Raw genomic sequence first — 13,568 nt, 5'->3', positions numbered from 1 at the left:
CCGGGGTGCCCTCGGCGACCACCGTGCCGCCGCCGGAGCCGCCCTCGGGGCCCATGTCGACGATCCAGTCGGCGGTCTTGATCACATCGAGGTTGTGCTCGATGACGATCACCGTGTTGCCCTTGTCCACCAGCCCGCTGAGCACCTTGATCAGCTTGCTGATGTCCTCGAAGTGCAGGCCGGTGGTGGGCTCGTCCAGCACGTAGACCGTCCGCCCGGTGGAGCGCTTCTGCAGCTCCGAGGCGAGCTTGACGCGCTGCGCCTCGCCGCCGGAGAGCGTCGGCGCGGACTGGCCGAGCCGGACGTAGCCGAGGCCGACGTCGTTGAGCGTCCGGAGGTGGCGGGCGATCGCCGGGACGGCCTCGAAGAAGCCCAGGGCCTCCTCGATCGGCATGTCCAGCACCTCGGCGATGGACTTGCCCTTGTAGTGCACCTCCAGCGTCTCCCGGTTGTACCGGGCGCCGTGGCAGACCTCGCACGGCACGTAGACGTCCGGCAGGAAGTTCATCTCGATCTTGATGGTGCCGTCGCCGGTGCAGTTCTCGCAGCGGCCGCCCTTGACGTTGAAGGAGAACCGGCCGGGCAGGTAGCCGCGGACCTTGGCCTCCTGGGTCTCCGCGAAGAGCCGGCGGACGTGGTCGAACACCCCGGTGTAGGTGGCCGGGTTGGACCGCGGGGTGCGGCCGATCGGCGACTGGTCGACGTGCACCACCTTGTCCACCAGGTCGGTGCCGGTGATCCGGGTGTGCCGGCCGGGCACGCTGCGGGCGCCGTTCAGCTCCCGGGCGAGGTGGGTGTAGAGGATGTCGTTGACCAGCGTCGACTTGCCGGAGCCGGAGACGCCGGTGATCGCCGTCAGGGTGCCGAGCGGGAAGCCGACCGTGACGTCCTTGAGGTTGTGCTCGCGGGCGCCGTGGACGGTCAGCTGGCGCTTCCGGTCCCGGTCGCGGCGGGCGGCCGGGATCGGGATGGACCGCTTGCCGGAGAGGTACTGGCCGGTCAGCGACTCCTTGTTGGAGAGCAGCTGCTTCAGCGAACCGGAGTGCACCACCTTGCCGCCGTGCTCGCCGGCGCCGGGGCCGATGTCCACCACCCAGTCCGCGGTCTTGATGGTGTCCTCGTCGTGCTCGACCACGATCAGGGTGTTGCCGATGTCGCGCAGCCGCACCAGCGTCTCGATCAGCCGGTGGTTGTCCCGCTGGTGCAGGCCGATGGACGGCTCGTCCAGCACGTACAGCACGCCGACCAGGCCGGAGCCGATCTGGGTGGCCAGCCGGATGCGCTGGGCCTCGCCGCCGGACAGGGTGCCGGCCGCGCGGTCCAGGGAGAGGTAGTCCAGGCCGACGTCGACCAGGAACCGCAGCCGCTCGTTGACCTCCTTGAGGACCCGCTCGGCGATCTGCTTGTCCCGGTCGTTGAGCTTCATCGCGCCCAGGAACTCGGCGCAGTCGCTGATCGACATCGACGAGACGTCGGCGATCGACTTGTCCTCGACGGTCACCGCGAGCACCACCGGCTTGAGCCGGGTGCCCTGGCAGGTCGGGCAGGGCACCTCGCGCATGTAGCCCTCGAAGCGCTCGCGGCTGCTGTCGCTCTCCGCCTCGGTGTGCCGGCGCTGGATGAACGGGACGGCGCCCTCGAAGCCGGTGCTGTACGAGCGCTCGCGGCCGAAGCGGTTGCGGTAGCGGACCTGCACCTGGTGCTTGTGCCCGTACAGCAGCGCCTTCTTGGCGCGGGCGGGCAGCCCGGCCCAGGGGATGTCGGTGCGGAAGCCGAGCTCCTCGGCGAGGGCGTCGATCAGGCGCTGGAAGTACTCCTTGGCGTGCCCGGCCGACCACGGGTGGATCGCGCCCTCGTCCAGCGAGCGCTCCGGGTCCGGCACGACCAGCTCCGGGTCGACCTCCATCCGGTTGCCCAGGCCCGAGCAGTCCGGGCAGGCGCCGAACGGCGAGTTGAAGGAGAACGAGCGCGGCTCCAGCTCCTCGAACGACACGTCGTCGTACGGGCAGTAGAGGTGCTCGGAGTACATCCGCTCGCGCTCCGGGTCGTCCTCGGGGAGGTCGACGAAGTCGAGCACGACCATGCCGCCGGACAGCCGCAGGGCCGTCTCCACCGAGTCGGTGAGCCGCCGCTTGGCGCTCTCCTTGACGGTCAGGCGGTCGACGACCACCTCGACGGTGTGCTTCTCCTGCTTCTTGAGCTTCGGTGGCTCGGCGAGCTGGATCGTCTCGCCGTCGACGCGGGCGCGGGAGTAGCCCTTGGACTGGAGGTCGGCGAAGAGGTCGGCGAACTCGCCCTTGCGCTCGCGCACCACCGGGCTGAGCACCTGGAAGCGGGTGCCCTCGGCGAGCTCCAGCACCTTGTCCACGATCGCCTGCGGCGACTGCTTGGCGATCGGGCGGCCGCAGTGCGGACAGTGGGGCTTGCCGATCCGGGCGAACAGCAGGCGCAGGTAGTCGTAGACCTCGGTGATGGTGCCGACGGTCGAACGGGGGTTGCGGTTGGTGGACTTCTGGTCGATCGAGACGGCCGGGGAGAGGCCCTCGATGAAGTCCACGTCGGGCTTGTCCATCTGCCCGAGGAACTGGCGGGCGTACGAGGACAGCGACTCGACGTAGCGGCGCTGGCCCTCGGCGAAGATCGTGTCGAAGGCGAGCGAGGACTTGCCGGAGCCGGAGAGGCCCGTGAAGACGATGAGGGAGTCGCGGGGCAGGTCGAGCGAGACGTTCTTGAGGTTGTGCTCGCGAGCACCGCGGACGATGAGGCGGTCGGCCACTGCTTCTGGCGCCTTTCTCCGGGGCGAGATGGCTTGCGGTGAGATTCGGTCTTCTTCCAGGATGCGGCAGCCAGCCTATAGCTCAGACGTTCGAATATCGACTTTGTCCAGCGGAGTCCACCCGAACGAGTGAGAGCACCCCCGGGACCGTCCGTACCCGGACCGAAAAAGGCCCTGCTCAGGGCCCGGATTCGGCGATAGCGTCGCCTGGTCAACGAGCGAAGCCCTCCTCGGGCAACGCGCCGTCTCGCACAGAAGGCAGATTCGATGTCCGACTCGCACTCCGCCGCCGCTCTAGCCACCGAGCGACTGAACCTGGTCGAGGCAAGCACCCGGCGCATGCTGGAGACCGTCGCCGGGCTGAAGCCGGAGGCCGTCACCGAGCCCTCCGCGCTCCCCGGCTGGACCCGCGGCCACGTGCTGGCCCACATCGCCCGCAACGCCGACTCCCTGGTCAACCTGCTGACCGGCGCCCGCACCGGCACCGACGTCCCGCAGTACGCCAGCGAGCAGGCCCGCGACCAGGGGATCGAGGACGGCGCCGGCCGCCCGCTGGACGCCCAGCTCGCCGACCTGCGCGAGTCGCACGAGCGCTTCGCCGCGGCCGCCGCACTGATGGACCCCGAGGACTGGGCCGCCGACGTGCGCCACCGCTCCGGCGCCGTCTTCCCGGCCTGCGACCTGGTCTGGAAGCGCCTCGGCGAACTGGAGTACCACCTGGTCGACCTGGACGGCGGCTACACCCCCGCCGAGTGGCCCGAGGAGTTCGCCGTCACCGAGTTCCACAAGCTCGCCCTCAAGCTGCACGGCACCGAGCTGCCCGCCGTCGAGCTGGTCGCCGAGGACACCGGGGACCGCGGCCTGATCGGCTCGGGCGACACCGCCCTGACCGTCCAGGGCCCCGTCCGCTCCCTGCTCGCCTGGCTCTCCGGCCGCTCCGCCGGCGCGGACCTGCGCCGCACGCCCGACACCGCGCTCCCCCAGCTTCCCCCCATGGGCTGACGGCGCGAGGATGATCCTGAACCCTGTAGCCGGACCCGGACGAGGAGCGGACGCATGACGTACCACGGAGCGGTCAAGGTCGGCGGGCCGCCGGACGTGCGGGAGCTGGCCCACCTGATGATCACCAAGGTGGCCGTCGGCCCGTACGACAACAACGCCTACTTGCTGCGCTGCCGGGCCACCGACGAGCAGCTGCTGATCGACGCGGCCGCCGACGCCCCGGTGCTGCTGGAGACCGTCGGGGACGACCTGGAGACGGTGGTCACCACCCACCGGCACCACGACCACTGGGGCGCTCTCGCCGAGGTGGTCGCCACCACCGGCGCCCGCACCGCCGCCGGCCAGCACGATGCCGAGGGCATCGACGTGCCCACCGAACTGCTGCTCGCCGACGGCGACAAGCTGCGGGTCGGCGACGTCGAACTCACTGTCCGCCACCTGGTCGGCCACACCCCCGGCGCGATCGTGCTGATCTACGACGACCCCCAGGGCCACCCGCACGTCTTCACCGGCGACTGCCTCTTCCCTGGCGGCGTCGGCAACACCTGGGGCGACCCGGAGGCCTTCCGGACCCTCTTCCGGGACGTCAACGAGAAGATCTTCGACGCCCTCCCCGACGAGGCCTGGGTCTACCCCGGCCACGGCAACGACACCACCATCGGCGCCGAACGCCCCCACCTCGACGAGTGGCGCGAACGCGGCTGGTGACCACAGAGCCGAGCCCCGCCGTCGGATCGATCCGACGGCGGGGCTCCGAAGAGGTCTGACGCAGCTCAGGCGTTGAGCTTCTCGGGCTCGCGCTCGGCCTGCTCCTGCTTCCTCGAGGCCATCAGGCTGGTCACGGTGGTGACGGCCAGCACGACCACGATGAAGCCCAGCGAGAACGGGATGCCGATCTCCGGGACGTGGGCGCCGGCCTCGTGGGCGGCGTGCAGCACCAGCTTCACGCCGATGAAGCCGAGGATCACCGAGAGGCCGTAGCTCAGGTGGACCAGCTTCTTCAGCAGGCCGCCGATCAGGAAGTACAGCTGGCGCAGGCCCATCAGGGCGAAGGCGTTGGCGGTGAAGACGATGTACGGGTCCTGGGTCAGGCCGAAGATGGCCGGGATCGAGTCCAGGGCGAACAGCACGTCCGTGGTGCCGATCGCCAGCATGACGATCAGCATCGGGGTGACCAGCCGGCGGCCGTTCTCCCGGATGAAGAGCTTGGTGCCGTGGTACCTGTCGGTCGACGGGAAGCGCTGGGTGATCGACTTCAGCAGCCGGTTCTCCTCGAACTCCTCGTCCTCCTCGTCCGCCCGGGCCTCCTTGACCAGCTTCCAGGCCGTCCAGATCAGGAACGCGCCGAAGATGAAGAACACCCAGGAGAACTGCGCCACCAGCGCCGCGCCGCCCGCGATGAACACCGCCCGGAGCACCAGTGCGATGATCACACCGAACATCAGCACGCGCTGCTGGTAGACCCTGGGCACCGCGAACTTGCCCATGATCAGGATGAACACGAAGAGGTTGTCGACACTGAGCGACTTCTCGGTGATGTACCCGGCGAAGAACTCACCCGCCGGCTGCCCGCCGGAGTGCCACCAGAGGAACCCGCCGAAGAGCACCGCCAGCGCGCCCCAGACGGCCGTCCAGATCCCGGCCTCCTTGATCGAGACCTCGTGCGGCTTACGGCCCCCGATGAAGAAGTCGGCCACGACCAGTGCGATCAGCACACCGATCGTGGTGACCCACATGGTTACGGAAACGTCCATGACTGCTCCTCCGGCAGCTAGGCGAGACAGGTCGTCACTGCCGGAGGTCTCTTCCGCCCACCGGGCTCACCCGGGGACCAGCGCCCCGGGGCGCCGCGACGGGCGCCCGTGATGACGGGGACGACTGTTGGGGAATACTCCCCTCCGCTGCCATCGAGAGTAACAGGGAAGGCAAAGAAAGGTAAAGAAGGTAAAGGGTCGTCAGAGGAACGGCTCGATCGCCGGCAGCAGGTCCTGGAAGGTCCGCCCCTTCGCCGGGGCGCCGATCGCCTGCATCTCCCAGCCGCCGTTGCCGTCCCGGACCACCTTGGCCATGATCTGCCCGGTGTGCGGCCCGCCGCCCGCCAGCTCGTACCGGGCCAGCTCCACCCCGGTGGTCTCGTCCAGCAGCCGGCAGTGCGCCCGGCTCACCTCGGCGAAGGTCTGCCCGGTGTACGAGCTGACCGTGAACACCACCTGGGTGATGTGCGCCGGCACGTGCAGCAGGTCGACCAGGATCGCCTCGTCGTCCTCGGCGCCGGAGCCGCCCTCCAGGTTGTCCCCGGTGTGCCGCACCGAGCCGTCGGTGGACTCCAGGTGCTGGAAGAACACCACGTCGGACGGGGTCTTCTCGGCGTACAGCAGCGCCGAGGCGTCCAGGTCGATCTTCCTGGTCCGACTGCCGAACAGGCCCCGCTTGGGGGCGGCCTGCCAGCCGAGCCCCATCCGGACCACGGTCAGGGTGCCGCCCGCCCCCTTCTGGAGGCTGACCCGCTGCCCCTTGGCAAGGTTCACCGACACGACGTTGTCCTCTCTGCTGGCCACGCGGTCACATCCGCACGGCTCCCGGTGGAACACCCCGTCGCCGTCCCCCGGCTGAGGCCCCCTCTGCAAGACGGCCCGCAACCCCGTCCCGAGGGCACGATGCCGCAGGCCAGCCTAGGGCCTGTGGCACCCGCGACCCCTCAGAGTTACCCGGTTTGTGGCAAGGCTGAGACACCGCCGGGCTTGACCGGTGCCAAACCGGCCGAGCCCGGCGCCCCGGCCGTGCGGTCAGGCCACACCGGCCTCGCGCATCTGCCGCAGCTCCTTCTTCAGCTCCTTCACCTCGTCGCGCAGCCGCGCCGCGACCTCGAACTGGAGATCGGCGGCGGCCGTGTGCATCCGGTCGGTCATCTCCTGGATCAGGTCCGCCAGCTCGGCGGCCGGCAGCGACTTGGCGGGCTTGCGCTCCGAGCCCAGCATCGGCACCGGGGCCTTGCCGCCCTTCTGGCCCGCGCCGCGGTAGCCGGTGGAGAGCAGCTCGTCGGTGTCCACGTCCTCGCGGGCGAGGGTGTCCAGGATGTCGCCGATCTTCTTCCGCAGCGGCTGCGGGTCGATCCCGTGCTCCTTGTTGTAGGCCTGCTGGACGGCCCGGCGGCGGTTGGTCTCCTCGATCGCCTTCTCCATCGAGGGGGTGATCCGGTCCGCGTACATGTGGACCTGGCCGGAGACGTTGCGGGCGGCACGGCCGATCGTCTGGATGAGGGACGTGCCGGAGCGCAGGAAGCCCTCCTTGTCCGCGTCCAGGATCGCCACCAGCGACACCTCGGGCAGGTCCAGGCCCTCGCGCAGCAGGTTGATGCCGACCAGCACGTCGAACCGACCCGCGCGCAGCTCGCGCAGCAGCTCGACCCGGCGCAGGGTGTCCACGTCGCTGTGCAGGTACCGGACCCGGATGTCCAGGCCGAGCATGTAGTCGGTGAGGTCCTCGGCCATCTTCTTGGTCAGCGTGGTGACCAGGACGCGCTCGTCCCGCTCCACCCGCTTGCGCACCTCGTGCACCAGGTCGTCGATCTGGCCCTCGGTCGGCTTGACGATCACCTCGGGGTCGATCAGGCCGGTCGGGCGGATGATCTGCTCGACCTGGCCGTCGCCGCGGGACAGCTCGTACGGGCCGGGCGTCGCCGACAGGTAGACCGTCTGACCGATCCGCCCCAGGAACTCCTCCCACTTCAGCGGGCGGTTGTCCATCGCGGACGGCAGCCGGAAGCCGTGCTCGACCAGCGTGCGCTTGCGCGAGGCGTCGCCCTCGTACATCGCGCCGATCTGCGGGACGGTGACGTGCGACTCGTCGATGACCAGGAGGAAGTCCTCCGGGAAGTAGTCCAGCAGGGTGTTCGGCGGGGAGCCGGGCTCGCGGCCGTCGAAGTGCATCGAGTAGTTCTCGACGCCCGAGCAGGTGCCGATCTGGCGCAGCATCTCGATGTCGTAGGTGGTGCGCATGCGCAGCCGCTGGGCCTCCAGCAGCTTGCCCTGCTTCTCCAGCTTGGCGAGCGTCTGCTCCAGCTCCTGCTCGATGCCGGTGACCGCCCGCTCCATGCGCTCGGGGCCGGCCACGTAGTGCGAGGCGGGGAAGACGTAGATCTGCTCGTCCTGGCTGATGATCTCGCCGGTGAGCGGGTGCAGGGTGTAGAGCGCCTCGATCTCGTCGCCGAACATCTCGATCCGGACGGCGAGCTCCTCGTAGACCGGGAAGATCTCGATGGTGTCGCCGCGGACCCGGAAGGTGCCCCGGGTGAAGGCCACGTCGTTGCGCGCGTACTGGATGTCCACGAAGCGGCGCAGCAGCACGTCGCGGTCGATCTCCTGGCCGACCTTGAGCGGGACCATCCGGTCCACGTACTCCTGCGGGGTGCCGAGGCCGTAGATGCAGGAGACGGAGGCGACCACGATCACGTCGCGGCGGGTGAGCAGCGAGTTGGTCGCCGAGTGCCGCAGCCGCTCGACCTCCTCGTTGATCGAGGAGTCCTTCTCGATGTAGGTGTCCGTCTGCGGGACGTACGCCTCGGGCTGGTAGTAGTCGTAGTACGAGACGAAGTACTCGACCGCGTTGTTCGGCAGCAGCTCGCGGAACTCGTTCGCCAGCTGCGCGGCCAGCGTCTTGTTCGGCGCCATCACCAGGGTGGGGCGCTGCAGCTTCTCGATCATCCAGGCCGTGGTGGCCGACTTGCCGGTACCGGTGGCACCGAGCAGCACGACGTCCTTCTCCCCTCCCCTGATCCGCCGCTCCAGCTCGGCGATCGCCGCCGGCTGGTCACCGTTCGGCTGGAAGGGACTGACGACCTCGAAGGGCGCCACGGACCGCTCAATACTCGTGATGGGACGCACGACTCCACCGTACGACCCATCACTGACATCGCGGGCGGCTTCGCTCAGGCGGACCAGATCGGCAGGTACTCCAGACCCAGCAGGGCCACGACGGTGCCTAGGCCCGCACATGCGATCAAGCGGACCCTCCACCGGTCGGGTTCCCGGGCCGGCTCTCCCCCGGCCTCGCGCAGACCCGCCTCCTTGATGTGCGACCAGCCGGAGAGCAGCATGACCGCCAATGCCAGCATGGTGTCGACGTACAGCACCAGCACATGCCGGGCCGAATTGCCCTTGACCATCCCGACGACCAGCAGCCAACCGGTCCCGAGCACGATGCTGCTCAAGATCCGCGTCCTGATCGTCCGGTCCCGGAAGAGCAGGAGCAGGAAGGCGATCACGAGCACGAGGCTGCCGATGCCGAGGACGTCCAGCAGCAGCACCGGAGCAGCCTCGATGAACGACCCCTCCACGACTCCCCCTTGATCCACGCGCGAACGCGCGCCCGAACTCTACTCCCGGGCGCTGTCGCGGGCGAGGGCGACCAGGCGGGAGATGGCCCGCAGGTACTTCTTGCGGTAGCCGCCGCGCAGCATGTCCTCCGGGAAGACCTGGTCGAAGGGCAGGCCGGAGGCGGTGATGGGCAGCTCACGGTCGTACATCCGGTCGGCCAGGACGACCAGGCGCAGCGCGGTGGACTGGTCGTCGACCTGGCGCACGCCGCGCAGGCAGACCGCGGTGACGTCGTCCAGCAGCGCGCCGTAGCGGCTGGGGTGGACGGCGGAGAGGTGGGCCAGCAGGGCGTCGAAGTCGTCCAGCGAGGCGCCCGGGGTGCGGGCGGCGACGGTCTCGACGGTCTCGTCGGTGTACGGCGGCGGGGCGTCGGGCAGGCCGCGGTGGCGGTAGTCCTGGCCGTCGATCCGCATCGGGCGGAAGTGCGCGGACAGGCCCTGGATCTCGCGCAGGAAGTCGGCGGCGGCGAAGCGGCCCTCGCCGAGCTTCTCCGGCAGGGTGTTCGAGGTGGCGCACAGCTTGACGCCGTTCTCGACCAGGCGGCCGAGCAGCGTGGAGACCAGGACGGTGTCGCCCGGGTCGTCCAGCTCGAACTCGTCGATGCAGAGCAGCGTGTGCCCGGAGAGGGTCTGGACGGCCTGCTGGAAGCCGAGCGCGCCGACCAGGTTGGTCAGCTCGACGAAGGTGCCGAAGGCCTTCGGGCCGGGGGCGGCGTGCCAGAGCGAGGCGAGCAGGTGGGTCTTGCCGACGCCGTAGCCGCCGTCGAGGTAGACCCCGGCGGGGCCGGTGGGCGCGGGGGCGGAGCGGCGGAACCAGCTGCGCTTGGGCGCAGAACCGTTTCCTCGCGCGAGGGTGCCTGCGAACTGCTCCAACACCTGCACGGCCTCGTACTGGCTGGGCTGGGTCTGGTCCGGGATGTACGTCCCGAAGCTCACGTCGGCGAACCGGGGCGGCGGGACCATCTCGGCGACCAGCCGCTCGGCGGGCACGACGGGGCGGCGGTCGGTGAGCGCGATCGGGTTGCCGGCCGGGCTCGCGGCGGCTATGGACTCGGTGGCGGTGGCGGGGCGGGAGGCTGCGGGCACGGTAGTAGAGGGTACGCCTGCCGGTAGCCGCCCTCGAAACGCCTCCGAACGGCCCTCGGTGGAACACTGAGGGCATGCAACAGTTGATCAGCCCGCTGGGTGCGCCGGTCGCCGATCCGGCCGCGCTGGAGTCGCTCGCCGCCGTCTACGCGTACCCCGACCAGGTGAATCAGGGGCACCCCTGGCTGCGCGCCAACATGGTGGCCGGACTGGACGGCGGGGCGAAGCTCGAGGGCCTGTCCGAGGGCCTGTCCGGCGACGCCGACAAGCGGATCTTCGGTGTGCTGCGCGCCCTGTCGGACGTGGTGCTGGTGGGCGCCGAGACGGTCCGCGCGGAGGGCTACCGTCCGGCCCGGGCCCGTCGGGAGTTCGCGGCGGCCCGGGCGGCGGCGGGGCAGGCCCCGGCCCCGGCGATCGCGGTCGTGAGCCGCTCGCTGAACCTCGACCTGAGTGCACCCCTGTTCACGGAACCGTTGGTCAGGACGGTCGTGATCACCGTCGAGGACGCCCCCGAGGAGCGCCGCCGGGCGGTCGCCGAGGTGGCCGACCTGGTGCTCGCCGGGCGGGGTTCGGTGGACCTGCGGGCTGGTGTGGCGGCCCTGGTGGAGCGTGGCTGGACCCGCCTGCTGAGCGAGGGCGGCCCGCGGCTGCTGGGACAGCTCGCGGCGGCGGGCCTGCTGGACGAGCTGTGCCTGTCGCTGGCCCCGTTGATCACGGGCGGCGACGCGCCGCGCATCGTCCACGATGCGGAAATGCCTGACGTGCAACGGATGCGGCTGGTCTCATTGATCGAGCAGAAAGGATTCCTCTTCACCCGCTACCTGCGTCACCTGGGTTCGGATGACCCCGTGACCCCCCGATCGTGATCCCGTTATGCGATGCCGGGGCCTGGGGGCCGGCCACTGGAAGGGACTCACGTGTTCAAGACGGTACTGATGATCGAAAAGGCTCTCTCGGACGCGGACGTGGAGCTCGTCACGACGCTCCACAGCGACGAGAAGGTGTCCTTCGTCGTCCTGATGCAGCCGCGCGGCAAGCAGGACGAACTGCTGCGGGCGCTCGACGACGTCGCCCTCGGCCACCTCGACAAGGTGGTGCACGAGCACGACGAATCCGAGAGCGGCCCGACCCTGGCCGGCGAATCGCTTGAGCACAGCCTGCGCCACCTGCGCCGGGCCGGGGCCGAGGCGGTCGGCGAACTGGTCGAGGACAAGCCGCTGGAGCGGCTGCGCGCGGTGGTCGAGGAACAGCGCGCGGACGAAGTGGTGGTGCTCACCTCACCGCACTTCGTGGAGGAGTTCTTCCATCGCGACTGGGCCTCCCAGGCCCGGCACAAGGTGGGGGTCCCGGTGCTGAGGCTGTTCGCCAGCGACTCCTAGATGCGCGCGCCCGTGGTGCAGAATCGTCCTTGCGGTCCGCCCGCGAGGACGATTCGCGCATCGCCGGACCCGCCTGCCCACTAGCCCCCGCCCGTACGGAGCCACGCCTTGAACGACGCCGCGCACGACCTGCACGCCCCGCACTTCATCGGCATCGGCGGCGCCGGGATGTCCGGCCTGGCGAAGATCCTCGCAGTGCGCGGTGCCAGCGTCTCCGGCAGCGACTCCAAGGAGTCCGAGACCGTCCTCGCGCTGCGCGCCCTCGGCGCGACGGTGCACGTCGGCCACGCCGCCGAGCACGTGCCGGACGGCACCAGCTGCGTCGTCGTCTCCAGCGCGATCCGCGCCGACAACCCGGAGCTGGCCGCCGCCCACGAGCGCGGCATCCCGGTGGTGCACCGCTCCGACGCGCTGGCCGCGCTGATGGGCGGCCGCCGGGCGCTGGCGGTGGCCGGCACCCACGGCAAGACCACCACCACCAGCATGCTCGCCGTCGCCCTCGGCGAGCTGGGCCTGGAACCGTCCTACGCGATCGGCGGCGACCTCGACGCCCCCGGCTCCAACGCCCACCACGGCACCGGCGAGATCTTCGTCGCCGAGGCCGACGAGAGCGACCGCAGCTTCCACAAGTACGCGCCCGAGGTGGCGATCGTGCTCAACGTGGAGCTGGACCACCACGCCAACTACGCCTCGATCGAGGAGATCTACGAGTCCTTCGAGACCTTCGTCGGCCGGATCGCCCCCGGCGGCACCCTGGTGGTCTCCGCCGACCACGACGGCGCCCGCGAGCTGACCGCCCGGGTGGCCGCCCGCGAGGGGCTGAACGTGGTGACCGTCGGCTCCGCCGAGGACGCCGACGTGCGCGTCCTCTCGGTGGTCGCCCACGGCATGACCAGCGAGGTCACCGTGCTGCTGAACGGCGCCGAGCTGGCCTTCACCGTCTCGGTGCCCGGCCGGCACTACGCCCACAACGCGGTCGCCGCGCTGGCCGCCGGCGTCGCGCTGGGCGTCCCGGCCGCCGACCTGGCCAAGGCGATCGGCGCCTACACCGGCGTGCGCCGCCGCCTGCAGCTCAAGGGCGAGGAGTCCGGCGTCCAGGTGATCGACTCCTACGCCCACCACCCGACCGAGATGACCGCCGACCTGGAGGCGATCCGCGAGGGCCTGGACGGCGAGGGCCGCGTCCTGGTGGTCTTCCAGCCGCACCTGTTCAGCCGCACCCAGCAGCTCTCCGAGGAGATGGGCCAGGCCCTCGCGCTGGCCGACGCCTCGGTGGTGCTGGACATCTACCCGGCCCGCGAGGACCCGATCCCGGGCGTGACCAGCGAGCTGATCATCGACGCCGCCCACCGGGCCGGCGCCGACGTCACCGCCGAGCACGACTTCGCCGCCGCCCCCGCCCTGCTGGCCGGGCTGGCCCGCCCGGGCGACCTGCTGCTCACCATGGGCGCGGGCGACGTCACCAACCTCGGGCCAGAAATTCTCAAGCACCTCGCGAACGTTGCCTCCAACGTCTGACGTACGCCGAGCGGGAGTCGTGATGAGCTACGAGATCCAGAAGTCCGAGGCCGAGTGGCGCGCCCAGCTCAGCCCCGAGGAGTACCACGTCCTCCGCGAGGCGGGCACCGAGCGCCCGTTCGTCGGCGAGTACACCGACACCAAGACGGTCGGCGTCTACAGCTGCCGGGCCTGCGGGGCGGAGCTGTTCAGCTCCGAGACCAAGTTCGACAGCCACTGCGGCTGGCCCTCGTACTACGCGCCGCTGGCCGAGGACCGGGTCGAGTACATCGAGGACGACTCGCTCGGCATGCGCCGGGTCGAGGTGCGCTGTGCCCGCTGCGGCGGGCACCTGGGGCACGTCTTCGAGGGCGAGGGCTACGGGACGCCGACCGACCAGCGCTACTGCATCAACAGCATCTCGCTGACGCTGCGGCCGGCCGAGTAGGACGGA

At 70.3% G+C, this 13,568-nt stretch carries 12 protein-coding genes; 6 read left to right on the top strand and 6 right to left on the bottom strand.

Going from position 1 to position 13,568, the window contains the following annotated elements; genetic code table 11:
* A partial coding sequence (uvrA, locus tag ACFVWU_RS35925) for an excinuclease ABC subunit UvrA (protein ID WP_387628723.1) occupies nt 1-2,776 on the bottom strand: 2,776 nt, incomplete at its 3' end.
* A 267-nt stretch (nt 2,777-3,043) separates the two neighbouring features.
* Here uvrA and ACFVWU_RS35920 point away from each other — a divergent pair.
* Nucleotides 3,044-3,778 (top strand): maleylpyruvate isomerase family mycothiol-dependent enzyme, encoded by a 735-nt coding sequence (locus ACFVWU_RS35920; protein WP_387628721.1) that lies wholly within the window; start codon nt 3,044-3,046, stop codon nt 3,776-3,778.
* A gap of 54 nt (nt 3,779-3,832) precedes the next feature.
* Nucleotides 3,833-4,486: an MBL fold metallo-hydrolase gene (locus ACFVWU_RS35915; RefSeq protein ID WP_387628720.1), complete on the top strand. Its 654-nt coding sequence runs from the start codon at nt 3,833-3,835 to the stop codon at nt 4,484-4,486.
* A gap of 65 nt (nt 4,487-4,551) precedes the next feature.
* On the opposite strand, the gene ACFVWU_RS35910 is transcribed toward ACFVWU_RS35915, so the two are convergent.
* The 5 genes from ACFVWU_RS35910 to zapE form a co-directional block, all read right to left on the bottom strand.
* Nucleotides 4,552-5,532 (bottom strand): TerC family protein, encoded by a 981-nt coding sequence (locus ACFVWU_RS35910; protein WP_387628718.1) that lies wholly within the window; start codon nt 5,530-5,532, stop codon nt 4,552-4,554.
* A 201-nt stretch (nt 5,533-5,733) separates the two neighbouring features.
* Nucleotides 5,734-6,312, bottom strand: a complete 579-nt coding sequence (locus tag ACFVWU_RS35905) for a TerD family protein (RefSeq protein WP_387628727.1) — start codon at nt 6,310-6,312, stop codon at nt 5,734-5,736.
* 252 nt (nt 6,313-6,564) lie between these two features.
* Entirely contained in the window at nt 6,565-8,661 is a 2,097-nt protein-coding gene (gene uvrB, locus ACFVWU_RS35900) for an excinuclease ABC subunit UvrB (protein ID WP_387628717.1), read from the bottom strand.
* A gap of 44 nt (nt 8,662-8,705) precedes the next feature.
* On the bottom strand, nt 8,706-9,113 hold the full coding sequence (locus ACFVWU_RS35895) for a hypothetical protein (RefSeq protein ID WP_387628715.1): 408 nt from the start codon (nt 9,111-9,113) through the stop codon (nt 8,706-8,708).
* 39 nt (nt 9,114-9,152) lie between these two features.
* Nucleotides 9,153-10,199, bottom strand: a complete 1,047-nt coding sequence (zapE, locus tag ACFVWU_RS35890; protein ID WP_387628725.1) for a cell division protein ZapE — start codon at nt 10,197-10,199, stop codon at nt 9,153-9,155.
* A gap of 113 nt (nt 10,200-10,312) precedes the next feature.
* On the opposite strand from zapE, the gene ACFVWU_RS35885 reads away from it, so the two are divergent.
* The 4 genes from ACFVWU_RS35885 to msrB all read left to right on the top strand — a co-directional run bounded on the left by ACFVWU_RS35885 (nt 10,313) and on the right by msrB (nt 13,562).
* A complete protein-coding gene (locus tag ACFVWU_RS35885) occupies nt 10,313-11,104 on the top strand; it encodes a pyrimidine reductase family protein (protein ID WP_387628713.1) in 792 nt (263 codons plus the stop codon).
* Nucleotides 11,105-11,155: 51 nt separating this feature from the next.
* Nucleotides 11,156-11,617 (top strand): indole-3-glycerol phosphate synthase, encoded by a 462-nt coding sequence (locus ACFVWU_RS35880; RefSeq protein ID WP_387628712.1) that lies wholly within the window; start codon nt 11,156-11,158, stop codon nt 11,615-11,617.
* Nucleotides 11,618-11,725: 108 nt separating this feature from the next.
* Complete coding sequence (gene murC / locus ACFVWU_RS35875; RefSeq protein WP_387628710.1) at nt 11,726-13,135, top strand: UDP-N-acetylmuramate--L-alanine ligase; 1,410 nt, start codon at nt 11,726-11,728, stop codon at nt 13,133-13,135.
* Between the two features lie 22 nt (nt 13,136-13,157).
* Nucleotides 13,158-13,562 carry a peptide-methionine (R)-S-oxide reductase MsrB gene (msrB, locus tag ACFVWU_RS35870; RefSeq protein WP_380614176.1) on the top strand — a complete coding sequence of 135 codons (405 nt, stop codon included), beginning with the start codon at nt 13,158-13,160 and terminating at the stop codon, nt 13,560-13,562.
* The last annotated feature ends 6 nt before the right edge of the window (nt 13,563-13,568 follow it).

This window comes from Kitasatospora sp. NPDC058190 (assembly GCF_042883685.1).
Lineage (GTDB): Bacteria > Actinomycetota > Actinomycetes > Streptomycetales > Streptomycetaceae > Kitasatospora.
This window is presented reverse-complemented; position numbering and strand designations above follow the sequence as displayed.